Origin of the sequence: Mycolicibacter arupensis (assembly GCF_002086515.1) — a bacterium.
Taxonomy (GTDB): Bacteria; Actinomycetota; Actinomycetes; order Mycobacteriales; family Mycobacteriaceae; genus Mycobacterium; species Mycobacterium arupense.
The window spans coordinates 282,949-306,345 of record NZ_MVHH01000001.1 but is presented as its reverse complement, the minus strand read 5'-3'; the positions used below and the strand labels follow the sequence as shown (position 1 = coordinate 306,345).

Sequence of the window (23,397 nt, the reverse complement as noted above, 5' to 3'; positions counted from 1 at the left end):
ATCGTCAATTCATTGATGGTTATCGGCAGACCTGGTCACTGCGGGGGCAACCAGTCCTTTTACCGCCGCAACCCGCCGGCCAGACACCACATCACCGCAGTGAGCAGGGCGCCGGCGCCCACCCGCTGGGCCAGCCGCGTCGTCCGCGGAATATCCGACGGCATGGGCGCTCGCCCGCGTCCCATCCGCGCCCGATCCTCACGCCGATTCCCGTAGTAGGTGTTCACCCCGCCGAGCTGCAGGCCCAGCGCCCCGGCAAACGATGCCTCGACCACCCCGGCATTGGGACTGGGATGCCGGCGTGCATCGCGGCGCCACGCCCGCAGCGCGCCGCCGGGATCAGGGCCCAGCGCGGCCGCCAAGACGCCGCTGAGCCGGGAAGCAGGCAATCCGAGCAGGTCGTCCAGGCGGGCAGCCGCCCAGCCGAACCGGTCGTAGCGGGCGTTGCGGTGGCCGATCATGGCGTCCAGCGTGTTGGCGGTGCGGTGGGCGACCAGACCCGTGACGCCGCCTACCGCGCCCCACACCAACGAGGCCACCACTGCGTCGGAGGTATTCTCCGCCACCGATTCGACCACCGCCCGGGCGATCTCGCCGGGTTCCAGTGCGGTCGTGTCACGACCGACCAGATTGCGTACCCGCGTCCGCGCGGAATCCAGGTCCCCGTCGGCCAGGAAGGCATGTACGGCATCGGCTTCACGCTCGAGCGATCGTCCGCCGAGTACCGCCCAGGTCACGGCGGCCGTCAGTGCCGTGCGGGCCCAGGGCGTTCGGGCCGCATGTTCGGCCGCATACGCCATACCGGCGGCACCGCCGACCAGGATCAGCACGTGGGCCACCCCGCGGGCCCGATCGTCGTGGTAGATCCGCCGCTCCAACTCCAGCGCGCAGGTCCCGAATCCGGCGACCGGATGCAGCCGCCGCGGATCGCCCCAGGCGCGGTCGGCGGCATAACCCAGCGCCAGGCCCAGGGCCCGTGGCACGCTCACCGCCGTGTCCGGTCGAGCCCGGCCAGCAGCCGATCGGTGAAGTCCGGTGGGCGAACCGCGATCCGCACCCAACTGTCGTCCAGCCCGGGAAAGGTGTCCGCGCGCCGCACGGCAATACCGTTGTCGCGCAACGTCGCATGCACCCCGCGACCCACCTGGGCCAGGACGAAGGGGGCCTGACCTTCGACGAACGGCACCCCGCGAGCGGCAAGCCCCGCATCCACGTGCGCCCGCCAGGACGCCAACTGCCTTGCCCGGCGGCCACTTTCGTGCGCTGCCCGCTCATCGGAACACACCCGCATGGCGGCCAGCGCCGAAGCGGACACCGACCAGGGGATCTGCAGTCGTGCCGCTTCGGCCAGCAGGGCCGGATCGCCGAGCAGGTACCCCGCGCGAACCCCGGGGATCGACCAGTGCTTGGTCAGGCTCCGGCTCACCAGCAACCCCGGGTGAGGCTCCGCAGAGAGGGTTTCCGGTTCACCGGGGATCGCGTCGAGGAACGCCTCATCGATCAGCACCACCCGGCCCGGGCGCAGCAGTCGGCGCAGCGTCTGCGCCGGATGCAGCACCCCGGTGGGATTGGTCGGATTGCCCACGATCACCAGGTCGGCATCTTCGGGCACCGCGTCGGGGTGCAGCGTGAAGCCGTCCTCGGCCCGGCACAGCACCGTGGTGACGGTGTGACCGGCGGTGGTCAAGGCGGCGTGGGGGCCGGTGTACTGCGGGTGCACCATCACGGGGTGACGCCACGGGCGCATGCGGGCCACCAGGTCGAAGGCCTCCGAGGCTCCGGCGGTGGGCAGTACCTGTGCGGCGGTGACACCATGGCGGGCGGCCAACGCGGTGCGCGCGGCCGATGTCTGCGGGTACGCCGCGGCATCGTCGAGCGAGGCGTGCAGGGCGTGCTCGAGCCAGTCCGGGCGTGGTCCGGCGTAGACGTTGACCGCGAAGTCGAGCAGCCCCGGCGCCGCCTCGACATCGCCGTGATGGTGCAGATCGGGCCCGCTGAAGCCGTGCACCGCCTCGGCGAAACGCTGCGCCAGCGTGGGGTGCCCGGCCCAATGCGTGTGCAGGTAGGAGGCATGCAGGCTCGCCGAGGCGTAGCCGTCCGGCCCGCCGGGAAGCTGCCAGGCCGCCTCGACCGCACGATCGAAAGTGACCTGTGTGCGGTGGAATTCGTGGCCGGTGATCTGATCGCCGGCTCGCGCCAGCAGGTTGTCGACTGTCGCGGTGGCCGCTCGGTAGCCCAGCGTCAGACCCGGGGTCATCGCCGCACAGCCCGGCACGGCCCCGACGCCGGCGTCGTCACCCACGCGGCGGCACAGGTAGGCCAGCCCGCCACACTCGGCGACGGTCGGCACTCCCGCCGCGATCGCGGCCCGCAGCGCACCCAGCAGCGCGGTATTGGCGCCGAGGTGCTCGGCGTAGACCTCGGGGAACCCGCCCCCCAGGTAGATGCCCGCGGTGCCGGCCGGCAGCGCAGTGTCGGTGAGTGGATCGAAGCTCACCACCTCGCACCCGGCGGCGCGCAGCAGCTCGAACGTCTCGGTGTAGCCGAACGTGAACGCCCGCCCGGCAGCGACGGCCACCACCGGCCGGCGCCCCGACGCGGCAGTGATCTGGGCCGTGGGGTCCCAGGCGCTGCCGGCCAAACCCGGAGCCCGCCCTGCCAGTTCCAGCAGCGTGTCCAGATCCACACACTGCCGCATCAGCTCGGCCAGCCGAGTGATCATGACGGCCGACTCGTCGCGCTCGGCCGCCGGCACCAGGCCCAGATGCCGCGACGGCGTGTGAACTGCTGTGTCGCGCGGCAGCACCCCGAGCACCGGAATGCCGCTGGGGCGCAACGCGGCAACCACTTCTTCGGCGTGTCGAGCGCTGCCGGCCTTGTTCAGCACCACCCCGGCGACGTGGACCGCCGGATCGAAGCCCGCCAGGCCGGCCACTACCGCCGCATGCGTCCGCGAGGCGTGCGAGATGTCGACCACCAGCACCACCGGCGTGGCCGTCAGCGCAGCGACATGGGCGGTGGAGGCCTCGCCGCCGGTGCCCAGGCGCCCGTCGAAGAGCCCCATGACGCCTTCGATCACCGCGACATCCGCGCCCGCCGCACCGTGCAGCAACAAGGGCACGACGCGCTGCGGCCCCACCAGGTAGGGATCCAGGTTGCGGGCCGGCCGTCCGGTGGCCAGCGCGTGATAGCCGGGGTCGATGTAGTCCGGGCCGACCTTGTGGCCGCTGACCTGCATGCCGCGGGCGAACAGCGCGGCCATCAGCCCGACCGCCACCGTGGTCTTGCCATGCCCGGATGCGGGCGCAGCGACGACCAGACGGGGCAGGGAGGCGCCCACCACGCTCACCATTCGATGCCGCGCTGGCCCTTCTGGCCGGCGTCCATCGGATGCTTGATGTTGCCCATCTCGGTGACCAGATCGGCGATCTCGATCAGCCTCGGGTCTGCACGCCTGCCGGTGATGACGACGTGCTGATGGCCCGGACGGTTGGCCAACGTCTCCACGACGTCGTCGACGTCCACCCATCCCCAGCCCATCGGATAGGTGAACTCGTCCAGGATGTAGAGATCATGGGTCTGCGCCGCCAGTCGTTCCTTGATCTGCGCCCAACCCTCGGCCGCGTCGCCGGCGTGATCCTCCACGCCGCCGGCCTTGCGGCTCCATGACCAGCCCGACCCCATCTTGTGCCACTGCACCGGGCCGCCCTCACCGGTCTCGGCGTGCAGTGTTCCCAGGCGCTCCAGCACGCTCTGTTCGCCGACCCGCCATTTCGCCGACTTGACGAACTGGAAAACGCCGATGTCAAAGCCCTGATTCCAGCCGCGCAGCGCCAAGCCGAAGGCGGCCGTTGACTTCCCCTTGCCGTCACCGGTGTGCACCATCAGCAGCGGCCGGTTGCGGCGCTGGCGGGTGGTCAGGTTGTCGTCGGGCACCGTCAACGGTTGTCCCTGCGGCATCAGGCGGCTCCTCTTCCGGTGGCGTCGCGTACGACGCCGGTCAGTGCCTCGGCGCTCACCTGGGGCAGGGGGACGTATTCGGCCCGCAGGCGCTCGGCCAGGGTGCGGGCCAGCCCGAGCCGCATCCGGCCGCTCTCGCAATCCACCACCACCGACGAAAAGCCTTGTCGGGCAATGTTGTCGGCGGCCAGCAGGGATCGCTTAACCGGGTCGGGTCCGGAAGTGGCCCGGCCGTCTGTGAGCACCACCAGCAGTGGGCGGCAGGCCGGTTCGCGCAGGCGTTCCCGGCGTATCAGCTCGGTGGCCTCCAGTAGCCCCTCGGCCAGGGGAGTGCGGCCACCGGCGGGCAACTCGTCCAGCCGGACGGCGGCCACCTCCACCGACCCGGTGGCGGGCAACACCAACTCCGCCCGGGTATCGCGGAAGGTCACCACGGCCACCCGGTCGCGGCGCCGGTAGGCGTCCAACAGCAAAGACACGATCGCGGTCTTGACGTGGCGCATCCGCTCGGCGGCGGCCATCGAACCGGAGGTGTCGACCACGAACAGCACCAGGTTGGCCTCGCGGCCCTCGCGGACCGCTCGCCGCAGGTCGCCGGCCGCCAGAATCATCGGACCCTGGTCGCGGCCCCGGGCGCCCTGATGCGGTGCGGCGGCACACAGCGTCTCGAACAGGTGCAGGCCACCCGTGCCGGCGCCCGCGGTGGCACCTACCCGGCGTCCGGAACGGGTGCGCGCCCTGCTGCGCCGTCCGGAGCGTCCCTGGCCCACACCGGCTACCGAGAAAAGCCTTGCCCGGTAAGGGGAGTCGGCGCCCACCGTCGAGGTAGAGCCGGGTGTCGACTGGGGCGTGCCGGACTGATCCGGCCCGGGCGGGACGTGCCCGCCCTCGGGTGGCCCCTCGGGCTGCGGACCGTCCGGATCGGGGTCGGGATCTGGATCGGGATCCGGCTCGGGGCCGCTGTCCGGCGGCAGCAACTCGTCGAGCTCGGACTCGTCCAGCCCCGGGGCATCGAAGGGCTTGCGCCTGCGCCGATGCGGCAGGGCCAGCCTGGCCGCCACCCGCAGATCCTCCAGCGTCACCGCATCACGCCCCTGCCACGCCGCATGCGCGACCGCGGTGCGGGCACAGACGATGTCGCCGCGCAGACCGTCGACGTCCAGTGCCGCGCAGATCTCACCGATCTTCACCAATACGGCGTCGGTGAGCGCCACCTGCGGCAGCAGCTGTTGGGCCTGCCGGATCCGGGACCGCACCCGCTCTTCGGCCGCCGCGTAGGTCGCGGCGAAACCGGCCGGATCGGCGTCGAAGGCCAGCCGCCGGCGCACCGCTTCGGCCCGCAGGACCGGATCGCGCGGAGCGCAGACCTCGACGGTCAGTCCGAAGCGATCGAGCAGTTGCGGACGCAGTTCGCCTTCTTCGGGGTTCATGGTCCCGACGATCACGAAACGTGCCGCGTGGGTCACCGAGATCGAGTCGCGCTCCACAGTGAGGCGCCCCATCGCGGCGGCATCCAGCAGCAGGTCCACCAGATGGTCTGCCAGCAGGTTGACCTCGTCGACGTAGAGAATTCCGCGGTTGGCGCGGGCCAGCAGTCCGGGCTCGAATTCCACGGTGCCACCGCCGAGCGCTCGCTCCAGGTGGATGGAGCCCACCACCCGGTCCTCGGTGGCACCGACCGGCAGCTCCACCAGGCGAACCGGGCGGGTCTGCACCGGGGTGCCGCTGGGAAACGGGCCGTCGGGCGACAGGGGATTCGGCTCAGTGGGATCCGAAGAGAACCGGTCACCGGCCACCACGTCGATCGGCGGCAGCACCTGGGCCAGCGCCCGGACCAGCGTCGACTTGGCGGTGCCCTTCTCGCCGCGGATCAGCACGCCGCCGATACCGGGGGAGATCGTGCTCAGGACAAGCGCCAGCGCCATATCGTCGAGGCCGGCCGGATCGTCCGGGTCCGCACCGAGGACGGCAGGAAAGGGGTACAGCTGTTGCATTGAGGCTCCGCTCGTGTGGCCAACACCTGCGTTGGCGACGCGAAGCCGGTATTCGGACTGACCGGGGCGCATCGGAATGCGCCGCGGAACACCGTAGCGGGCCTGTGTCGGACTCACACCGACTTCCCTGGCACTTCGCGCCGATACCCTAACACCCGGGGCCTTTGGCCCCGACCGAGAGAAAGGGCACCAGACCAGTGAGTGCACCCGAAGCAGACTTGACCGGATGGATCGCCGAGCCGTTCACCAGCGGCGAGTTCACCCACGACGTATACCGCAAGGGCCAGGGCCCCGGGGTGGTGTTGATTCCCGAGATCCCCGGCGCGCACCCCGGCGTGCTGGCACTGGGAAATCACTTGGTGGACAACGGTTTCACCGTCGCCATTCCCTCACTGTTCGGCCAGCCCGGCAAGGCGATCACCCCCGGCTACGCAGTGGCGACCATCGCCCGTGCCTGCGTGACGCGCGAGTTCGCCGCGTTCGCCACCGACAAGCAGCGGCCGGTCACCCAGTTCCTGCGGGCGCTGGCGCGTGACCTCAACGAGAAGACCCCCGGAAAGGGAGTCGGGGTGATCGGTCAGTGCTTCACCGGCGGCTTCGCCCTGGCCGCGGCCGTCGACGATGCCGTGCTGGCCCCGGTGCTCAGCCAGCCGTCCGTGCCGATCCCGCTCACGCCGAAGCAGCGTCGCGACCCCGGCCTCTCGGAGGTGGAGCTGGGCATCGTCGCCGACCGGGCCGCAGGAGAAGGCCTGTGCGCGCTGGGTCTGCGGTTCAGTGAGGACAAGATGGCACCCGGTGACCGCTTCGCGACGCTCAAGGCCCGGCTCGGGGACGCCTTCGAGGTGATCGAGATCGACTCGTCGTCGGGCAACCCGCACGGTCTGTCGCGGATGGCGCACTCGGTGCTCACCGACCAGGTCCGCGAAGTCGACGGCCACCCGGCCTACGAGGCGCGCAAACGGGTGGTGCAGTTCCTGACCGAACGCCTGACGTAGCGGTGCCCGTCGCCGAACGTATCGCCGTCGTCGGGATCGGGGCCGACGGCTGGGCCGGCCTGGCCGAGCCGGCTCGCGAGATCGTGCTGGCGGCCGAGGTCGTGCTCGGCGCGCCCCGCCAGCTGGCCCTGCTGCCGCACGCCGACGGTCAGCGACGGCTCCGATGGCCGACTCCGCTGCACGCCGGCCTGCCTGCCCTGTTCGACGATCTGGCGGGCCAGCGGGTCGTGGCGCTGGCATCGGGTGACCCCCTGCTCAGCGGCATCGGCACCACGCTGCTCGGGCTGTTCGGTAGCGAACGGGTGACGGTGGTGCCGGCGGTCTCGTCGGTGGCTCTGGCCCGTGCTCGGCTGGGCTGGCCCGCCGAAGCCGCCGCGGTGGTCAGCGTGGTCGGTCGCGACGTGCACGCGGTGCTGCGTGAGCTGGCGCCCCAGCGGCGGGTGCTGGTGCTCTCCTCCGATGAGGGCACGCCGCAACAGTTGGCCGATCTGCTGGCCGACCGTGGCTACGGGGCAAGTCGCATGACGGTCCTGGGGGATCTCGGGGGTGCGGCCGAATTCCGGCTGGACACCACCGCGGCGACGTACACCGGCCCCGTCCCGCGGCTCAACATCGTGGCACTGGATCTGGCCGGCCCGCTCACCGCCGGCTGGGTGGCCGGGCTGCCCGACGACGCCTATGACCACGACGGCCAGCTCACCAAACGCGACCAACGGGCGGCCGCCCTGGCCCGACTCGCCCCAGCGCCCGGGCAACTGCTGTGGGACGTCGGCGCGGGTGCCGGCTCGGTGAGCATCGAATGGATGCGGGCTCACCCGACCTGCCGTGCCGTCGCCGTCGAGGCGAATGAATCACGGGCCCAACGGGTCTCGCAGAATGCCCGCAACCTCGGGGTGCCCGCACTGCAGGTGGTCTGCGGCGCGGCCCCACAGGCGCTGGCGGATCTGCCCGCGCCCGACGCCGTGTTCATCGGCGGCGGGTTGAGCCGAGCTGGTGTGCTGGATGCGGTCCTGGCGGCCCTCGCGCCCGGCGGCCGCTTGGTGGCCCACGGCGTCACCCTGGAAAGCGAGACGCTGCTGCTGGCCGCGTACCGCGAGCACGGCGGCGAGCTGACCCGCATCCAGGTGGAACACGCCGCGCCGCTGGGCTCTTTCACCGGCTGGACACCCGGTCGGGCGGTCACCCAGTGGGCTTTAGCCCGGCCCTGAGCGATCCCGTCCCGGGTCGTAGAGATGGCTTTCGCCGCCGCACGGATCCGGCAGATCCGCGACCGCCCGGCCGACCAGGATGACCGCAGCCGACCGCAGGCCCGCAGCCTCGACGGCGTCGGCGATTCCGGCGATCGTGCCGCGCAACACCAGCTCGGTCGGCTGCGAGGCGCGGTAGACCACCGCCACCGGGCAGTCCGGGCCGTACTCGGGCGCCAGCTCCGCCATCAGTTCGCGGATGCGGGTGATCGCCAGGTGCAACACCAGTGTCGCCTGGGTCGCGGCGAAGGCCCGAAGTGCTTCGCGCTGTGGCATCGCGGTGGAGGCAGCCTGAGTGCGGGTCAGCACCACCGACTGCGCCACGAGCGGCACCGTGAGCTCCCGGCCGAGGGCCGCGGCCGCCGCCGCGTAGGCCGGCACCCCGGGGGTCACCGCCCACGCCACCCCGGCGGCATCGAGGCGGCGGGTCTGCTCGAAGACCGCGCTGTACAGCGACGGATCCCCGGAGACCAACCGCACCACGGCGCGCCCGGCCCGATGCGTGGCGACCAGCCGGTCGATGATGCCATCCAGATCGAGATCGGCGGTGTCGACCAGCTCGGCCTCCGGTGAACAGTGCGCCAGCACCTTCGGGTCCAGGTAGCTACCGGGGTAGAGCACCACGTCGGCGGCGGCCAGCAGTCGGGTGGCGCGCACCGTCAGCAGATCCGCGGCGCCCGGGCCGGCGCCGACGAACTGGACCGCTACCGCACCCATCTCGGTGTCCACACCCTTCCCGACGGGGTCGCCCGGGTCGACGAGGAACCCACCAGAACAAGGCATTTCATGTCGATGGTGTCGGTGTCCAGGTCGCCCAGGGTGGTCACGGTGAGTTCCTCGGACTCCCGTCCGACATCGCGGCCCACCACCACCACGGTCTGGGCGTCTCGATGCTCCAACAGCACCTTGCGCGCGACCGCGATCTGATCGGGCCGGGCGCGCGAGGCAGGGTTGTAGATCGCCAGCACCAGATCGGCCTCGGCGATCGCGCGCAGCCGGGACTCGATCACCGCCCACGGCTTGAGTCGATCGGACAGGCTCAGCACCGCGAAGTCCGCCCCGATCGGGGCGCCCGCCGCCGCGGCCACCGCCTGCACCGCCGAGACCGCCGGCAGCACCCGCACCGACACGTCCCGATAATGCTCGGCCGTAGCCGGATCGGAGGCAGCCTCAAACACTGCGGCAGCCATCCCGAACACCCCGGCATCACCACCGGACACCACGGCCACCTTCTCGCCGCGGGCGGCCAGATCCAGCGCAAATCTGGCCCGCTCCAGCTCCACGGTGTTGCCCGAGGTGTGGCGTTGCAGCCCTTCGCGCTGCGGCACCCGGGCGACATAGGGGCCATAGCCCACCACGTGGTCGACGGTGGCCAGCGCCGCGGATGCCTCGGCGGTCAGCCACCCCTCGGGACCCGGGCCCAGCCCGATCACCAACAGTTCGGCGGGCTGAGCCGCCGCGGCGGCCTGAGCAGGTTGCGGCTCGGCTGAGGTGCGTGAGCGTTGCCCGTTGCGGGAATCGCCGTCGACCACGATCAACGACAGGTAGGGAATGGCGGCCTCCTGCGCTTCGTCGATGTCGGCCACCGGCATCCAGCGTTGTTGCGGATGGCTGGCGCGCTCGACGTAGTAGGCGTGCTCGAGCCGTCCGGCCGCGGCCAGGGCCCGGCGCACGGCCGGAAATGTGCGGCCCAGTTTCATGATGATGGCGCCGTCGGTGTCGGCCAGCCGCATCGCCAGCTCGTGCTCGCTCAGCGTGCCCGGCAGCACCGTCAGCACGTCCGTCTGGCGTACCAGCGGCATGCCGAGAGCGGCTGTGGCGGCGCTGAACGCCGGGACCCCGGGAATGATCTCGGTGGCGAACCGGGTCGAGAGCCGGTCATGCATGTACATGAACGAGCCGTAGAACAGGGGATCGCCCTCAGTCAGTAACGCCACTGTGCGGCCAGCGTCCAGGTGGGCGGCCAGCCGCGCGGCGGAGGCCTCGTAGAAGTCGGCGAGCGCGCCGGCGTAGCCGCCGGGGTGGTCGGTGACACCGGTGGTGACGGGGTAGCGCAGCTCCTCTTCGAGGACACCGGGCCGGATCAGATCGGCGGCGATGGTGCGGGCATAGGAGGACTTGTTGACTCCCGCGTGATAGGCCACCACGTCGGCCTCGGCGATGATCCGGGCGGCCTTGAGGGTGATCAGCTCGGGATCGCCGGGCCCCAGGCCCACCCCATAAAAACGGCCGGTCATGCGGTGCCCCTCATTCGGCGTCCGATGCCAGTGCGTTCAGCGCCGACGAGGTGATCGCCGAACCGCCCCGCCTTCCCCGCACGGTCACAAACGGGATGTCTACGCCGTGATCGTGGTGTAGCGCGGCCAGCGCGGCTTTGGACTCGGCGGCACCGATGAAGCCCACCGGACAGCCGACGATCACCGCCGGGCGCGGCCCGCCGTCGAGGATCATCTCCAGCAGGTGGAACAGGGCGGTGGGCGCGTTGCCGATCGCGACGACGGCGCCGGCCAGCTCGGGTCCCCACAGGGAGACGGCTGCGGCCGAGCGGGTGGTTCCCCATTCCTTCGCCAACCCGGGCACACGCTCGTCACGCAGATGGCAGCGCACCTCATTGCCGGCCGGCAGTCGGCCGGCAGTCACCCCGACGGCCACCATGCGGGCATCGCAGAAGATGGGTGCGCCGTTGTCGAGGGCGGCGCGCCCGGCCGGTACCGCTTCCGGGTGGATCAGCAGGTCCTGGGCGACGTCGGTCTGGCCGGCGCCGTGAATCATCCGTACCGCGAGCCGCTCGGCGCCCGCGGGGATGTGCGACAGGTCGGACTCCCGACGGATGGTCGCAAACGATTCCACGTAGATGGCGGGACCGTCGTCGATGTAGTCGTAGTGCCGAGACGGGCGCGTAGGCCTGCTCACGGTTTCGCCTCCTGGGCTTGCGGGATGAACACACCGTGCCACGGCGTCACCACCAGCTCGGCGTGCTCCATCAGGGCTTGCCCGCGGTCCGGGGTGAGCACGCCGTCGGGCACACGCACATGGGTGCCGCCGGGCACGCTGCCAAACGGTAACGGACCCGACGGGGCCGGCATGCGGGGGTCCGGGGCTGCTCCGGCCGCTACGGACGGCGGGGGCCCGGCGAGTTCCCGGATATGCCAGGGCGCATCCGGGCGGGCACCGCGGGCTTGCTGGAACGCCACCGCCAGCTCGGCAAGGCGGGCGGCGGACTCCGCGATGGGGATCACCGCGCCCCAGCCTTCACCGATCCGCAGCTGGGCGGCCGTGTCGCTGAGCGCCACCAGGCCGGCGTCGGTGGAGCGGTCCAGCAGGTCGCCGCGGCCGTCGTCGAGGACGAACAGGAAACGCCCGGGCAGCGCGGCCAAGCGTGGATCGGCACACACCAGTGCGTCCAGCTGTGCGGCCACCGGGCGCAGGTCGGCCCGCCCGCCGGCAGAGCCGGTCTGGGGCGACACCAGGATGTTGCGGACCAGCTCGTGGCTGCGCGACGGCACCAGCCCGGTCGACTCCAGAGCGCTCACCGCGTCGGGGGCAAGCTCACCTCCGTGATCGGCCAGCCCGCGCAGCTGCAGGTTGGCCCGCTTGGTCAGGTAGACCGAGCCGTCGGCGAACTCGGCACTGACCTCAAGTAGCCGGGCCAGCGAGGCGGCCGGAAGCCGGCCACCGACCAGGCGTAGCCGCACCAGCAATCCGTCGTCGGCCACCCACGGGCGCAGCACGCCTGGGCACCGGTCGGGCCTCGTCCTCATCGGTCAAGTCCTCATTCGTCGCACCCGCCACGCGGCGGAGGGCATAGAAGAGTTGCCCGCCTTTGAGCGACAACACCCGTTAGCTCAGCGCTGCCGGTGGCGGGTTTGGCGTGCACGGACTGAATTGTCGCTCAGAGGCGGGCAACCGCCATGCGCCCGCCCTCTGGTGACGCAGGGGGCTGGTGGGGTCACCCGCCGAGCGCCGCCACCGCCGGGCCGAACATGGTGTCCTTGATGGCGCCCAACGTGCCCGGGTCCTTGCCGGCCAGCGGTCGCAGCAGGGCGGTCGCCACCGGGGTCACCGCTCCCTCGGCCGCGGTGTCGTCCACGATCCCGAACCGCTGCGCGTCCACTCCGCCGAACCGGCGACCCGTCGTCATCGACGCCACCTGCGCCTGTGGGGTCAACTTGGCCTGGATGAGGGCGGCCATGCCCGGGGTGAACGGAATCCGGATGTCGACCTCGGGCAGGCAGAAGAATCCCCGGTCGGCGCGCATCACGCGGTAGTCGTGGGCCAGAGCCAGCATGGCGCCCGCCCCGAAAGCGTGCCCGACCACCGCCGCAGCGGTGGGGATGGGCAGGGTCAGGACCCGCGCCAGCAGTGCGTGCACCCGCCCCACGTACCAGTCGGTGCGATCGCCGTTGGCCATCAGCCAGTCCAGGTCCAGTCCATTGGTGTAGAACTTGCCGCCCGCGGTGGTGACCAAACCGTGGGCCTTGCCTGCGGCGTTGGCGGCCAGCACCTCGTCGAGCACGCCGTTGATCTCGTCGAGAAAGTCCGGGGAGAATCGGTTCTCGTCGGCGCCGAGGTCGAGTACGGCGACCGTGTCGTCATAGGTGAGGTTCACAGCGGTGGATCCTTTCTCGGGGGTGGCCCGACCGGCCGCAGGGCGCGGACCGCCGCCTGCAGGTGGTTGCGGGCGCAGGCGTTGCCCAATCGGTTCCGGTTAAGCACGATAGCGGTGGGCAGCGTCCCGGCGTTTCCACCAGGTGCGCCGCCGTGCTCCACGGCGTGACAGGATCGAGTCATCATGAGCACTCCCGGATCCCGTCCCGTCGTATTCTCCGGCGCCCAGCCCACCTCCGACTCGCTCCACCTCGGAAACGCCCTGGGTGCGGTCGCGCAGTGGACGGCCCTGCAGGATGACAACGAGGCCTTCTTCTGCGTCGTCGACCTGCACGCGATCACCGTTCCGCAGGACCCCGAGACGCTGCGGCGCCGCACCCTGGTCACGGCCGCCCAGTACCTGGCGCTGGGCATCGACCCGGCGCGCAGCACCGTCTTCGTGCAGAGCCACGTGCCCGCCCACGCCGAACTCGCTTGGGTGCTCGGCTGTTTCACCGGGTTCGGGCAGGCATCGCGGATGACGCAGTTCAAGGACAAGTCCCAGAAGCAGGGCACCGACTCCACCACGGTGGGCCTGTTCACCTACCCGGTATTGATGGCCGCCGACGTCCTGCTCTACGACACCGATGTGGTACCGGTCGGGGAAGATCAGCGCCAGCATCTGGAGCTGGCGCGTGACGTCGCGCAGCGCTTCAACGCCCGTTTCCCCAGTACCTTCGTCGTACCCGAGCCGATGATCCCCAAGGCCACGGCAAAGATCTACGACTTGCAGGACCCGACGGCCAAAATGAGCAAATCGGCGGCCTCCGATGCCGGCCTGATCAGCCTGCTCGACGATCCGGCGAAGAGCGCCAAGAAGATTCGCTCGGCGGTCACTGACTCTGACCGCGAGATCCGTTTCGACCCGGAAGCCAAGCCAGGGGTGTCGAACCTGCTGACGATTCAGGCCGCGGTCACCGGCGCGGACCTGGGCGCCTTGGCGGCGGGCTACGCCGGCCGCGGCTACGGCGACCTGAAAAAGGAGACCGCCGAGGCCGTCGCGGAATTCGTCACGCCGATCAAGGCGCGGGTGGATGAACTGCTCGCCGACCAGGCCGAGCTGGAGGCGGTGCTGGCCAAGGGCGCCCACCGCGCCCGCGAGGTGGCGGCGACAACGCTCGCGCGGGTGTACGACAACGTGGGATTCCTCCCGCCGCGGGGATGAACAAGGCCGTGGCCGAGCAGACCGAACCCTCGAAACCGGGCATCATCGACCGGTTACGCGCTCGCTACGGCTGGCTCGATCACGTGGTGCGGGCCCAGGAACGCTACGACGACCGCCAGGGCAACTTCTTCGCGGCCGGGATGAGCTACTACACCATCTTCGCGCTCTTCCCGCTGGCGATGGTCGGCTTCTCCGTTGGCGGTTTCCTGCTCTCGCGCCGGCCCGAGGTGCTCGATGAGATCGAGCGCCGGATCAAGCACTCGATCCCCGGCGAGTTCGGTACCGAGCTGGTCACCCTGATGGACAGCGCGATCTCCTCCCGTGCCTCGGTGGGAGTGATCGGACTGGCGACCGCCGGCTGGGTGGGGCTGACCTGGATGGCCAACCTGCGCGAGGCACTGTCGGAGATGTGGGAGAGCCGTTCGGAGAAGCAGGGATTCGTCTCCTCGAAGCTGTCGGATCTGCTGGCGATGGTGTGGGCGTTCGGGGCGATGCTGATCACCATTGCACTGACGGCGCTGGCCGACCCGAAGCTGATGCGCAATGTGCTGCGCTGGATGGGGGTTCCCGACTTCACGTTGTTGGGCGGGCTGCTGCGGGTCGCTTCGCTGACCATGGCGGCCGGAGTGTCATGGCTGCTGTTCACCTGGATGATCGCCCGGTTGCCCAGGGAATCGGTGAGCCTGGACAGCGCGATGGAGGCCGGTGCCATCGCCGCGGTCGGGTACGAACTGTTCAAGCAAGCCGGATCGGTGTACCTGCAGTCGGTGATCAACGGTCCGGCCGGGGCGGTGTTCGGACCGGTGCTGGGCCTGCTGGTGTTCGCCTACGTCACCACCCGGCTCATTCTTTTCGCCACCGCCTGGGCGGCGACCTCGACCGACGCGGCTACTTCTCGGCCCGCACCGGGAACCGGCTCATGATCGACACCCGGTTGAACGCGTTGATGGTGATCGCCGCCCAGACCAACAGCGAAATCTGATCGTCGGAGAGGTGCTCGCGCAGCAGCCCGAACTCCTCGTCGTCCAGGTGCGCCTCGGAGATCCAGGTGACTGCCTCGGCAATCTCCAGGGCGGCCCGTTCGGTGTCGGAGAACAGCTGGGTGTCCCGCCACGCCGGCAGCACCGCGATCCGCTGCACGGTATCACCGGCCTCCAGCAGTGCTTTGCTGTGCATGTTCAGGCAGAACGCGCACCCATTGATCTGTGACACCCGAAGATTGACCAGCTCCAGGACCGTTGGGGACAAACCGGCGTCTGTGGCACGTGCCTGAACCTCGGCCGCGGCGTCGAGGTAGGCCTGGTGGACCGAGGTGGACTGCTTGTTGAGGGCGATACGCGTCATGATCAGTCGGTCCCCTGGTCGACGAGATCGGAGTACTCCGGGTGTTTGGTGATGTACGCCTCGACGAACGAACAGGTCGGCACCACACGCTTTCCGGCCGCGCGGGTGTCGTCCAGCGCGGCGCGAATCAGCGTGCTGGCCAGCCCGCGCCCGCCGAACGCCTTGTCGATCACCGTGTGGTGAAAGATCCGCTGATCGCCGTCTTCGATGTAGTCGGCGAACCCGGCCTGTTCGCCGTCGACGGTGATCTGGAACTGCCGGTTGTCGTGGGTGACGGTCGGTTCGCTCATCACCGCAGCCTATCGGAGCCAGCTGCCGCGCCGCATGACCCGCGTGACCCGCCAATCCCGATCCAGCACAACCAGGTCGGCGTCACGTCCGGTCGCCAGGACGCCGGACCGATGCAATCCCAGGGCGCGCGCCGGGGTGGAGGAGGTCATGCGCACAGCGGCGGTCAGGGCCGCATCGTCGGCACCGAGCAGTCGCACCGCGGTGGCGAACAGCCGGTCCATGGTGGCGGTGCTGCCGGCGATGGTCGCGGTGCCGCGCAGCCGGGCCACTCCGCCGTCGACGTCGACATCGAGCCCACCGAGTGCGAAGGCGCCGTCACCGACTCCGGCTGCGGCCATCGCGTCGGTCACCAGCGCCACCCGGTCGGGTCCCACGGTGGTCACCACATGGCGGATGACGCCCGGGTGCAGGTGCACTCCATCGGCGATCAGCTCCACGGTCACCCGGGGGTCCTCCAGCAGTGCCGGGACCGGTCCAGGATCTCGATGATGCAACGCACGCATCGCGTTGAACAGGTGCGTCCCCACCGTCGCGCCGGCATCGACGGCGGCCTGCGTCTGGTCATAATCGGCGTCGGTATGCCCTACGGCCACAACAACTCCCGCGTCGACCAGCCGCCGGACGGCCGCAATGGCGCCGGGCAGTTCCGGCGCCAGGGTGGCCATCCGGATCGCGCCGCCGCCGGCCGACAGCAGGGCATCGACCTCCGCAGCCTCGGGGGCGCGCAACTGGCCGCGGTCGTGAGCCCCGCAATGCGCCGTGCTCAACCACGGCCCCTCCAGGTGGATGCCGTCCACCACAGCGCGCCGAGTCGCCGCGGCCAGGTTGCGCACCTGCGCCACGAGCTCCTCGGGCGAAGCGGTCACCAGGCTCGCCAGCCCGCCGGTGGTGCCGTGCGCGGCATGCAGGGCCGCCGCCCGCTCCGGATCATCGGGGTAGGAGGCGCCGTTGCCGCCGTGCACATGCATGTCGACGAAGCCCGGCACCACCACGGCGTCTGCGAAGGCGGCGTCTGCGGATACCGGAGGCGCCCCGGAGCCGCAGTCGCTGATCCGCCCATCGGTCACCGCAAGCCAGCCCGGCCGGTGTACCCGACCGTCGAGCACGACGGTGCCCGCGGCGATGACGGTCATGCCGGCGCCTCCAGATCCGCGGTCGTGGCCCCGGCCTCCTGGGCGGGCCAGCGACCGTCGTTCTCCCAGAAGTACCGGATGTCTTCCAACTGGCGGCCTTTGGTCTCCGGGGCGTAGCGATACACAAACGCCAGGCTGAGCATCGCCAGCGCCCCGAAGACCGCGAAAGTCCCGGCGCCGCCCAGTGCGGTGAGCATGGTCAAAAAGACCGCGGCCACGATCGCATTGCCCACCAGGTCTGACGTCAGCATCGCCGAGGAGCCCAGCGACCGCATCCGGGCCGGCAGGCTCTCCCCGGCGTACACCCACACCAGGGAGCCGAAGCCGAACGTGTAGCCGACGGTGAACAGCAGCACCCCGCCGAACTTCACCGCTGCCAGCGCTCCACCGAAGGCCTCGCCGGCGGCGAAGACGGCGACCAGAAGCAGGTTGGCGGTGACCATCGCGGCGATACCCGAGAGCAGGATCGGCCGCCGGCCCACCCGGTCGATCAGCACCAGGGAGACGATCATGGCCGCCAGGGCGGCGACCTGCACCAACGCCGGCAGAATCAGCAGCGCGAAATCGCCGTGGAAGCCCATCTTCTCGAACAGCCGGGGGCTGTAATACACGATCGCGTTGATCCCGGTGATCTGGATGAAGAACCCCAGCGTCACCACGAACACCGTCGCCCGCAGATAGGGCCGCCGCAGCATCTCGCGCAGCACGCCCAGCCCGCCGGCCTGCTCCTCGGCCAGGGTGGCGCCGATCGCGGCCAGCTCCCGCTGGGCGTCGGCGCCGGGTTCGATGCGCCGCAGGGTGCGTTGCGCCTCGTCGACTCGGCCCTTGAGCAGGTACCAGCGGGCGGTGTCGGGGATGCGGGCCAACACCCACGTCACCACTACCGCGGGGACGGCGGCCAGTCCCAGCATCGCCCGCCAGTTGCCGGCACCGGCCAACAGATAGGCGATCACATAACCGGCGATGATCCCGATCACGGTGGCCACCCCGTAGGTGACCAGCAGCGCACCGCGGGCGTGGGCTGGCGCGGACTCGGCCACGAACACCGGGACCACCACCACGGACACTCCGATGGTGATGCCCAGCAGCAGCCGCGCCAGGGTCAACGTCGACACCGAGGTGGCGGCCGCCCCCAGCAACGCGAAAACCGCGTAGCCCAGGGTCACTGCGACCATCGAACGTTTGCGGCCGATCGCGTTGGCCAGCCAGCCGCCGGCCAGCGCGCCGCCGATCTCGCCGATCACCGTGGCGGTGGCGATCATCTCCTGCTGCGCGGACGACAGCCCGAATTCCCGCTCGATGAACAGCAGGGCGCCGGCGATATTGGACAGGTCGTAGCCATAGATGACCCCGACGCTGGCGGCGGCCAGGCCCACCAGCAGCGCCAACGGCGAGGAGCGGCGCAGTTCCCCGATACGGCCCATCTGGCTCACGGTAGGGGATGCGGTTGGCTACCGAACGTCCGCGTCGTGCCGGTCGGCCAGGGTGGCATACCAGTAGGTCAGCGCCGCAGCAAGGAATTCAACGGCACACGCCGCGGTGAAGGCCGGATGCGGCATACCGACGTCGGCCATGGACATCAGCCGCGACACCCCGAGCAGCGCCATGGTGGCGGCCAGCAGGCGCACTGCTCCGGCGGGGATGGGCGAGCGCCGAAACGCCTCGAGGTAGCCGACGCCGAAGCCGATGAGCAGTGCCCCGGCCGCGCGGGTCTCGCTGTCCACCGTGGCGTTGACGGCCTGGCCGTCGGGAATGGAGTCCAGCGAGAACGCCATCCGGCTGATTCCGAGCCCGATCAACAGCAGCCCGGTGAGCCAGCCGAATGCGCGCAGCGCCTTGATCACCAGGCCGAACTCCGTCCGGGGCGGCGGTTCACCGCCCGGGCTCCCATGATGAGCCCGAACACCACGATCGTCCCGAAGATAGCCACCCCGACCCGGACCGGCACGGTGTCGTCCGACGGCGTCAGCATCATGGCCTGCGGGCTGGGGGCATCGGCCAGGGCGCGGGGTGCCACCAGCGAGGGGTCCGGTTCGATGAGCGTGCCCACCCGGGTGCCAGGCGGGACGGAGAATCCATAGTCGAGCAGCTGGGCGGCCTGCTGCCACGGGGGGATGGGTTGGCGAGTGCCGCGCAGGAGCACCGCGACCAGGCGGCGCCCGTCGCGGGTTGCCGCGCCGACGAACGTCTGCCCGGCATCGTCGGTGTAGCCGGTCTTACCGCCGAGTGCGCCCGGGTAGTTGTAGAGCAGTTGGTTGTCGTTCTCGAGCTCGTATCCGGGTGTGTCGCCGTAGCCGGGGAAGTCGAAGGTGCGGGTCGCGACGATGTTGGCGAATGCCGGGTTGTTCCAGGCGTAGCGGTAGAACAGCCCGATGTCGTAGGCCGAGGTGCTCATGCCTGGGCCGTCGAGCCCGGAGGGAGTGGCGGCGCGGGTGTCGCGGCCGCCGAGTCGAGCGGCCAGGGTGTTGATCTTGTGCAGCGCGACATCCCAGCCGCCGAGTTGCATGGCCAGCGCGTGGGCGGCGTCGTTGCCCGATCCCATCAGCAGGCCGTGCAGCAACTGGTTGACGGTGAAATGTCCGCCGGGGCCCACACCGACCCGGGTTCCCTCGGCGTTGGCGTCGTCCTGCGTACCGACGACGACCGCCTGGGGGTCCAGTTCGTTGAGCGATGCCATCGCGGTCAGCACCTTGATCACGCTGGCCGGTCGGTGCCGGCCGTGCGGATCGCGGGCGGCGATCACCGCGCCGGTGTCCATATCGGCCACCAGCCATGATTCGGCCGAGACTTCCGTCGGCACGGGAGGGGTGTCGGGCGCGGTCACGATCCCGCAGCCGGCCAGGGCCTCGCCGCCGACCGGGGTGGCCGGGACCGGCAGCGGCAGCGGGGGATCGCCGGCCTGGGGCACCTCGGAGGTGTCGACGGCGGGCGGGGTGCTGACCTGATAGGGGCAGCCGACCGTGCCTGCGCCCCGGCCCGGCGTGGGGTCCGCCCAGGCGGCAGGGGCGGCCAGCGGAGCGGCGACCAGAAAACCGGCCGCCACCAGGGCAGACAGTGAACGCAGAGAAGTCATCGTGTGTGCAGGGTAAGTCACGGGCACGGTGAAATAGGGGAGCCACGCTGTGGCTGGTGGGACGGAAGTTACTGCCCGGGGCTAGAGCCGGAAATACGCCAGCCCAGGCCCGGCGATCCGGCCCATCCACAACCGGCCGTCGGCCTCCACCACACCGGTCACCAGACCGAAGTCACGGTGTTCGGCACGGAACTGGGTGAGCACCCGCCCGTCCTCGGGATCGAAGGCGACCACCCACACCACCGGGGCGGGGTCGGGCAGCCAGCGATACGGCGTCAGCCGCCACAGCAGCCGGCGCAGCACCGGCGCGCGCGGACTCAGCCAGTCCGACAGGGCATTGCGATCGGAGACCATCGCCACCCAGATCCGGCCGTCGCGCCCGGTGGAGATGTTGTCGGGATGGCCGGGCAACTCCTCGACCAGTGGGGTGATCGAACCGCGGCGCGGCCCGCTGAGCCAGTAGGTGGACAGTCGCCGCCCGGTGCTCTCGGCGAACACCACCGCCGACTCGTCGGCGGTCAGTGTCACGCCGTTGGCGAAGTGCAGGCCCGCGGCCAACACGCTCACCGAGCCGTCGGGATCGCGGCGCAGCAAGGATCCACTGCCGCGCGCCTCGATCACCGAACCCTTGTAGTGCTCGTAGTGGAAACGATTGGTGGACTCGGTGAAATAGATTGTCCCGTCGCTGGATTCGACCGCGTTGGAGCAGAAGGTCAGCGGTTTGCCGGCCACCTCGCTCACCAGGGTCTCCATCTGGCCGGTGCCGGGGTCATACCGCAGCAGACCGCGATGGCTGTCGCAGATGAGCAGTCGGTGGTCGCGGGTGAAGGCCAAGCCCAGCGGACGCCCACCGGTGTCGGTGATCACCCGTGGCGCACCGCCTGCCGGATCGACGGAGATGATCCGGCCGTCCTCGACCCCCGTCCAGATGGTGCCGTCGGCCGCCACGACGACATCTTCGGCTGCGGTGCCGGGAATCTCGACGATCGTCAGTGCCGGCGTGGGATCGGGCGGGGGCAGCGGCCGCGATCCCGGGGGCTGCCAGCGGACGGGGTCGATCGGCGGCTTGGGCACTGTTGCATTGTGTCGGACCGAGCGCCTTGCGCGCAGGCCTAGGCTGGTGGCGATGACGGCGTCGGTGCAGGACTTCGAGGCGCTGCGGCCGCACCTGCTGGCGGTGGCCTACCGGCTCACCGGCGTATTCGCCGACGCCGAGGACATCGTGCAGGATGCCTGGCTACGTTTTGAGGCCGTCGAGCCAGACACGATCGTCGACCCGCGGGCCTGGTTAACCACGGTGGTGAGCCGCCTGGGTCTCGACCGGCTGCGCTCTGCGCCACGACGCCGCGAGTCCTACTTCGGACAGTGGCTGCCCGAGCCCGTGGTCACCGGTGTCGGAGACTCCGATCCGCTGTCGGCCGTGGTGGCCGGTGAAGAGGCGCGGTTCGCGGCGATGGTGGTGCTGGAGCGGCTGACCCCCGACCAGCGGGTGGCCTTTGTGCTGCACGACGGCTTCGCGATGCCGTTCGGCGAGGTGGCCGCCGTACTGGGCACCAGTGAAGCCGCGGCCCGTCAACTGGCATCGCGGGCCCGCAAGGCCGTCCAAGCCGATCCGCCGCTGGCCCCCGACCCGCGCCATGACGAGGCGGTCGGCGCGCTGATGGCCGCGATGGCCACCGGGGACCTGGCCGCCGTGGTGGCAGTGCTGCACCCCGAGGTGACGTTCACCGGCGATGCCAATCGCCGCGCCCCGACTGCGGCGCGGGTCATCCGCGGCCCCGAGAACGTGGCCCGATTCCTGCTTGGCCTGGCGCGCCGTTACGGCCCGACGCTGCTCAGCGCCAACCAGCTAGCCCTGGTCAACGGCGAACTCGGTGCCTATACGCCGGGTGCGCCCGAGACCGACGGCTTTGCCGAACTGATGCCCCGCGTCACCGCGATGACGGTGCGAGACGGACGAGTGGTGGCGATCTGGGATATCGCCAACCCCGACAAGTTCAGCGCCTCACCACTGCGTCATCGGTGACCGCTTCAGGCCCACGGCACCCGGCAGGCATCCCCGGAGCTGAAGCCCTGCTCGGTGATACCCAGCGCGCAGTACATGCGGGCCCGCATGTTCTCGATCCCGATCTGGTAGGTCAGCTCTAGGACGCCGGCGTCACCGAAGCGGCGCCGCAGATCGGCAACCTGGTCGTCGGTGACGGTGTGCGGGTCGGTGGTGATCGCATCGGCGTAGGCGATCGCGGCCCGCTCGTCCCCGCTGTACAGCGGAGAGCTCGCGTAGTCGTCGATGTCCCTGAGCCGATCGATGTCCAGCCCTTCCAGCCGGGTCAGCATGGTTCCGAAGTCGACACACCACGAGCAGCCGACGGTACGGGCGGTCCAGAACACAGCCAGTTCGCGCACCGTGGCGGGCAGTGTGCGCGACGCGGACTGCAGCATGCCCTCGTGGACGGCGTTGGCCAGCAGCAGCCGAGGGTGGTGTGCGATCACGCTGAAGGGCTCCGGTACCTCTCCGAAGCGCCGTTTGGTGCAGCGGTACATCGCGCGCACCAGCGGGTTGGCCTTGCGGGGGGACAGCGGTTCGATTCGAGGTTTGGTAGTCATACCCGTCAGACGAGCCGGCCCGCCGAAGTGTGACAGCACCCCTCCGCCGAGCGTGAAGCCACCTTCACGCTCGGCGGGCGAACGTGAAGGTGGCTTCACGCTCGGCGAACGTCAGGACGGGCCTCAGATCAGAAAGGGGACCAGTGCCTTGCGGTCGGTCGGGTAGTCGACGAACTTCTCCTGGTACCACTTGTGGGTGCCCAGGGCGCGGGGGATCAGGTTGCCGGCGGTGATCAGCAGGATGGCGACGCCGGGCAGCGCCCAGGTCAGGATCGCGAATCCGGTCCAGGCGATCATCTCGCCCAGGTAGGCCGGGCTGGTGACGAACCGGAATCCGCCGCCGAACGGGATCCGGTATTCGGCGCCACCGGGGTTGTTCTTCTCACGCAGGTTGCGCACGATCGACTCGGAGTTGACCAGCAGTGCGAAGCCGCACAGGTAGATCACCAGGCCCACCAGGAATCGCGGGTCGGTCAGCCACTCGGATCCGTATCGACCGAAGTAGTTGTGGCTGAACAGTGCGCCGTTGAGGAACCCGTGCATGGACGTGACGAGCATGCCCATCACCACCACCGAGATGTTGAAGGTACTGCGCTTACCCGGTACCTGCCGGATCGCCAGCGGGAAGAACCACCCGCGGTTGGCGTAGTGCAGCGCCCAGATCCCGGCCAACACCAGTGAGGTGGGCTCGAAGCGGGCCGGCCCGCTCAGATAGGCGGCCAGAAACACCACGGTGGCCGGGATTTCCATCAACCACCACCCGAACTTCGGGTTGAGGTTCAGCCCGAGCTTGGTCGTGGAGAACCGGCCGTAGGAACTCTGCCCGAAGAAACCACCGATGATCACGAAGGCCGCGAAGGCAAACGCAGCGGTCAGGACGGAGTCATAGACGGTGTTTCCGGTGTACCAGTGCATGCCTAGTGGTCTATCACGGCCGGTGT

The 23,397-nt window shown here is 70.2% G+C and carries 24 protein-coding genes and 1 riboswitch; of the genes, 5 read left to right on the top strand and 19 right to left on the bottom strand.

The window, feature by feature from the left end; genetic code table 11:
• Positions 1 to 59 precede the first annotated feature (59 nt).
• The 4 genes from BST15_RS01435 to BST15_RS01420 are packed head-to-tail and all read right to left on the bottom strand — an operon-like array spanning position 60 to position 5,954.
• Positions 60 to 989, bottom strand: a complete 930-nt coding sequence (locus tag BST15_RS01435) for a cobalamin biosynthesis protein CobD/CbiB (RefSeq protein WP_046189899.1) — start codon at positions 987 to 989, stop codon at positions 60 to 62.
• Positions 986 to 3,343 carry a bifunctional hydrogenobyrinic acid a,c-diamide synthase/histidinol phosphate aminotransferase CobBC gene (locus tag BST15_RS01430; protein WP_234708255.1) on the bottom strand — a complete coding sequence of 786 codons (2,358 nt, stop codon included), beginning with the start codon at positions 3,341 to 3,343 and terminating at the stop codon, positions 986 to 988. The genes BST15_RS01435 and BST15_RS01430 overlap by 4 nt, the downstream gene beginning before the upstream one ends.
• A gap of 2 nt (positions 3,344 to 3,345) precedes the next feature.
• Entirely contained in the window at positions 3,346 to 3,960 is a 615-nt protein-coding gene (gene cobO / locus BST15_RS01425; protein ID WP_046189901.1) for a cob(I)yrinic acid a,c-diamide adenosyltransferase, read from the bottom strand.
• Positions 3,960 to 5,954 carry a VWA domain-containing protein gene (locus BST15_RS01420; RefSeq protein ID WP_046189902.1) on the bottom strand — a complete coding sequence of 665 codons (1,995 nt, stop codon included), beginning with the start codon at positions 5,952 to 5,954 and terminating at the stop codon, positions 3,960 to 3,962. Before BST15_RS01420 ends, cobO begins: the two co-directional genes overlap by 1 nt.
• Before the next feature lie 26 nt (positions 5,955 to 5,980).
• Positions 5,981 to 6,107, bottom strand: a riboswitch (cobalamin riboswitch).
• 44 nt (positions 6,108 to 6,151) lie between these two features.
• On the opposite strand from BST15_RS01420, the gene BST15_RS01415 reads away from it, so the two are divergent.
• On the top strand, positions 6,152 to 6,949 hold the full coding sequence (locus tag BST15_RS01415) for a dienelactone hydrolase family protein (protein ID WP_046189903.1): 798 nt from the start codon (positions 6,152 to 6,154) through the stop codon (positions 6,947 to 6,949).
• Between the two features lie 2 nt (positions 6,950 to 6,951).
• Complete coding sequence (locus tag BST15_RS01410) at positions 6,952 to 8,157, top strand: bifunctional cobalt-precorrin-7 (C(5))-methyltransferase/cobalt-precorrin-6B (C(15))-methyltransferase (protein ID WP_046189904.1); 1,206 nt, start codon at positions 6,952 to 6,954, stop codon at positions 8,155 to 8,157.
• Here the strand turns inward: BST15_RS01410 and cobM are convergent.
• The 6 genes from cobM to BST15_RS21170 all read right to left on the bottom strand — a co-directional run bounded on the left by cobM (position 8,143) and on the right by BST15_RS21170 (position 12,990).
• Positions 8,143 to 8,913, bottom strand: a complete 771-nt coding sequence (gene cobM / locus BST15_RS01405) for a precorrin-4 C(11)-methyltransferase (protein ID WP_046189921.1) — start codon at positions 8,911 to 8,913, stop codon at positions 8,143 to 8,145. The two genes, BST15_RS01410 and cobM, sit on opposite strands and share 15 nt — an antisense overlap.
• Positions 8,901 to 10,433, bottom strand: a complete 1,533-nt coding sequence (gene cobJ / locus BST15_RS01400) for a precorrin-3B C(17)-methyltransferase (protein ID WP_046189905.1) — start codon at positions 10,431 to 10,433, stop codon at positions 8,901 to 8,903. The genes cobM and cobJ overlap by 13 nt, the downstream gene beginning before the upstream one ends.
• Before the next feature lie 10 nt (positions 10,434 to 10,443).
• Positions 10,444 to 11,109, bottom strand: a complete 666-nt coding sequence (locus BST15_RS01395) for a precorrin-8X methylmutase (RefSeq protein ID WP_046189906.1) — start codon at positions 11,107 to 11,109, stop codon at positions 10,444 to 10,446.
• A complete protein-coding gene (locus tag BST15_RS01390) occupies positions 11,106 to 11,957 on the bottom strand; it encodes a nitrite reductase (RefSeq protein ID WP_046189907.1) in 852 nt (283 codons plus the stop codon). Before BST15_RS01390 ends, BST15_RS01395 begins: the two co-directional genes overlap by 4 nt.
• Before the next feature lie 188 nt (positions 11,958 to 12,145).
• The gene (locus BST15_RS01385) at positions 12,146 to 12,805 is read right to left on the bottom strand and encodes an enoyl-CoA hydratase-related protein (protein WP_046189908.1); all 660 of its coding nucleotides are present in this window, start codon (positions 12,803 to 12,805) and stop codon (positions 12,146 to 12,148) included.
• Positions 12,802 to 12,990, bottom strand: coding sequence for a hypothetical protein (locus tag BST15_RS21170; protein WP_207572042.1), 189 nt, complete (start codon positions 12,988 to 12,990; stop codon positions 12,802 to 12,804). Before BST15_RS21170 ends, BST15_RS01385 begins: the two co-directional genes overlap by 4 nt.
• Between BST15_RS21170 and trpS the strand changes: the two genes are divergently transcribed.
• Positions 12,989 to 14,008, top strand: a complete 1,020-nt coding sequence (gene trpS / locus BST15_RS01380; RefSeq protein WP_046189909.1) for a tryptophan--tRNA ligase — start codon at positions 12,989 to 12,991, stop codon at positions 14,006 to 14,008. The two genes, BST15_RS21170 and trpS, sit on opposite strands and share 2 nt — an antisense overlap.
• Positions 14,005 to 14,931, top strand: a complete 927-nt coding sequence (gene yhjD, locus BST15_RS01375) for an inner membrane protein YhjD (protein ID WP_046189910.1) — start codon at positions 14,005 to 14,007, stop codon at positions 14,929 to 14,931. The genes trpS and yhjD overlap by 4 nt, the downstream gene beginning before the upstream one ends.
• On the opposite strand, the gene BST15_RS01370 is transcribed toward yhjD, so the two are convergent.
• The 7 genes from BST15_RS01370 to BST15_RS01340 all read right to left on the bottom strand — a co-directional run bounded on the left by BST15_RS01370 (position 14,897) and on the right by BST15_RS01340 (position 20,923).
• Positions 14,897 to 15,352, bottom strand: a complete 456-nt coding sequence (locus BST15_RS01370; protein WP_046189911.1) for a carboxymuconolactone decarboxylase family protein — start codon at positions 15,350 to 15,352, stop codon at positions 14,897 to 14,899. The two genes, yhjD and BST15_RS01370, sit on opposite strands and share 35 nt — an antisense overlap.
• Before the next feature lie 2 nt (positions 15,353 to 15,354).
• Complete coding sequence (locus BST15_RS01365; RefSeq protein ID WP_046189912.1) at positions 15,355 to 15,642, bottom strand: GNAT family N-acetyltransferase; 288 nt, start codon at positions 15,640 to 15,642, stop codon at positions 15,355 to 15,357.
• 9 nt (positions 15,643 to 15,651) lie between these two features.
• Positions 15,652 to 16,776, bottom strand: a complete 1,125-nt coding sequence (nagA, locus tag BST15_RS01360) for an N-acetylglucosamine-6-phosphate deacetylase (RefSeq protein WP_046189913.1) — start codon at positions 16,774 to 16,776, stop codon at positions 15,652 to 15,654.
• Positions 16,773 to 18,182, bottom strand: coding sequence for a sugar porter family MFS transporter (locus tag BST15_RS01355; protein ID WP_409366534.1), 1,410 nt, complete (start codon positions 18,180 to 18,182; stop codon positions 16,773 to 16,775). Before BST15_RS01355 ends, nagA begins: the two co-directional genes overlap by 4 nt.
• 45 nt (positions 18,183 to 18,227) lie before the next feature.
• Entirely contained in the window at positions 18,228 to 18,620 is a 393-nt protein-coding gene (locus BST15_RS21995; protein ID WP_052734894.1) for a DUF4345 domain-containing protein, read from the bottom strand.
• On the bottom strand, positions 18,617 to 19,849 hold the full coding sequence (locus BST15_RS01345) for a D-alanyl-D-alanine carboxypeptidase family protein (RefSeq protein WP_046189915.1): 1,233 nt from the start codon (positions 19,847 to 19,849) through the stop codon (positions 18,617 to 18,619). The genes BST15_RS21995 and BST15_RS01345 overlap by 4 nt, the downstream gene beginning before the upstream one ends.
• Before the next feature lie 81 nt (positions 19,850 to 19,930).
• Positions 19,931 to 20,923 (bottom strand): SMP-30/gluconolactonase/LRE family protein, encoded by a 993-nt coding sequence (locus BST15_RS01340; RefSeq protein ID WP_046189916.1) that lies wholly within the window; start codon positions 20,921 to 20,923, stop codon positions 19,931 to 19,933.
• A gap of 52 nt (positions 20,924 to 20,975) precedes the next feature.
• On the opposite strand from BST15_RS01340, the gene BST15_RS01335 reads away from it, so the two are divergent.
• Positions 20,976 to 21,875, top strand: coding sequence for a sigma-70 family RNA polymerase sigma factor (locus BST15_RS01335; RefSeq protein ID WP_046189917.1), 900 nt, complete (start codon positions 20,976 to 20,978; stop codon positions 21,873 to 21,875).
• 5 nt (positions 21,876 to 21,880) lie between these two features.
• Here the strand turns inward: BST15_RS01335 and BST15_RS01330 are convergent, their stop codons facing one another.
• Together BST15_RS01330 and BST15_RS01325 are read right to left on the bottom strand one after the other, a co-directional pair.
• Complete coding sequence (locus tag BST15_RS01330; RefSeq protein WP_046189918.1) at positions 21,881 to 22,456, bottom strand: carboxymuconolactone decarboxylase family protein; 576 nt, start codon at positions 22,454 to 22,456, stop codon at positions 21,881 to 21,883.
• Positions 22,457 to 22,579: 123 nt separating this feature from the next.
• Positions 22,580 to 23,371: a phosphatidylethanolamine N-methyltransferase family domain-containing protein gene (locus BST15_RS01325; RefSeq protein ID WP_046190946.1), complete on the bottom strand. Its 792-nt coding sequence runs from the start codon at positions 23,369 to 23,371 to the stop codon at positions 22,580 to 22,582.
• Positions 23,372 to 23,397: the final 26 nt, after the last annotated feature.

Coding starts and splice junctions, on each gene's coding strand:
- BST15_RS01345 (WP_046189915.1), bottom strand. CDS start 19,849: ATGACTTCTCTGCGTTCACTGTCTGCCCTGGTGGCGGCCGGTTTTCTG.
- BST15_RS01335 (WP_046189917.1), top strand. CDS start 20,976: ATGACGGCGTCGGTGCAGGACTTCGAGGCGCTGCGGCCGCACCTGCTG.
- trpS (WP_046189909.1), top strand. CDS start 12,989: ATGAGCACTCCCGGATCCCGTCCCGTCGTATTCTCCGGCGCCCAGCCC.
- BST15_RS01365 (WP_046189912.1), bottom strand. CDS start 15,642: ATGAGCGAACCGACCGTCACCCACGACAACCGGCAGTTCCAGATCACC.
- BST15_RS21170 (WP_207572042.1), bottom strand. CDS start 12,990: ATGATGACTCGATCCTGTCACGCCGTGGAGCACGGCGGCGCACCTGGT.
- BST15_RS01325 (WP_046190946.1), bottom strand. CDS start 23,371: ATGCACTGGTACACCGGAAACACCGTCTATGACTCCGTCCTGACCGCT.
- cobJ (WP_046189905.1), bottom strand. CDS start 10,433: ATGACCGGCCGTTTTTATGGGGTGGGCCTGGGGCCCGGCGATCCCGAG.
- cobO (WP_046189901.1), bottom strand. CDS start 3,960: ATGCCGCAGGGACAACCGTTGACGGTGCCCGACGACAACCTGACCACC.
- BST15_RS01420 (WP_046189902.1), bottom strand. CDS start 5,954: ATGCAACAGCTGTACCCCTTTCCTGCCGTCCTCGGTGCGGACCCGGAC.
- BST15_RS01330 (WP_046189918.1), bottom strand. CDS start 22,456: ATGACTACCAAACCTCGAATCGAACCGCTGTCCCCCCGCAAGGCCAAC.
- cobM (WP_046189921.1), bottom strand. CDS start 8,913: ATGGGTGCGGTAGCGGTCCAGTTCGTCGGCGCCGGCCCGGGCGCCGCG.
- nagA (WP_046189913.1), bottom strand. CDS start 16,776: ATGACCGTCATCGCCGCGGGCACCGTCGTGCTCGACGGTCGGGTACAC.
- BST15_RS01370 (WP_046189911.1), bottom strand. CDS start 15,352: ATGACGCGTATCGCCCTCAACAAGCAGTCCACCTCGGTCCACCAGGCC.
- yhjD (WP_046189910.1), top strand. CDS start 14,005: ATGAACAAGGCCGTGGCCGAGCAGACCGAACCCTCGAAACCGGGCATC.
- BST15_RS01390 (WP_046189907.1), bottom strand. CDS start 11,957: ATGAGGACGAGGCCCGACCGGTGCCCAGGCGTGCTGCGCCCGTGGGTG.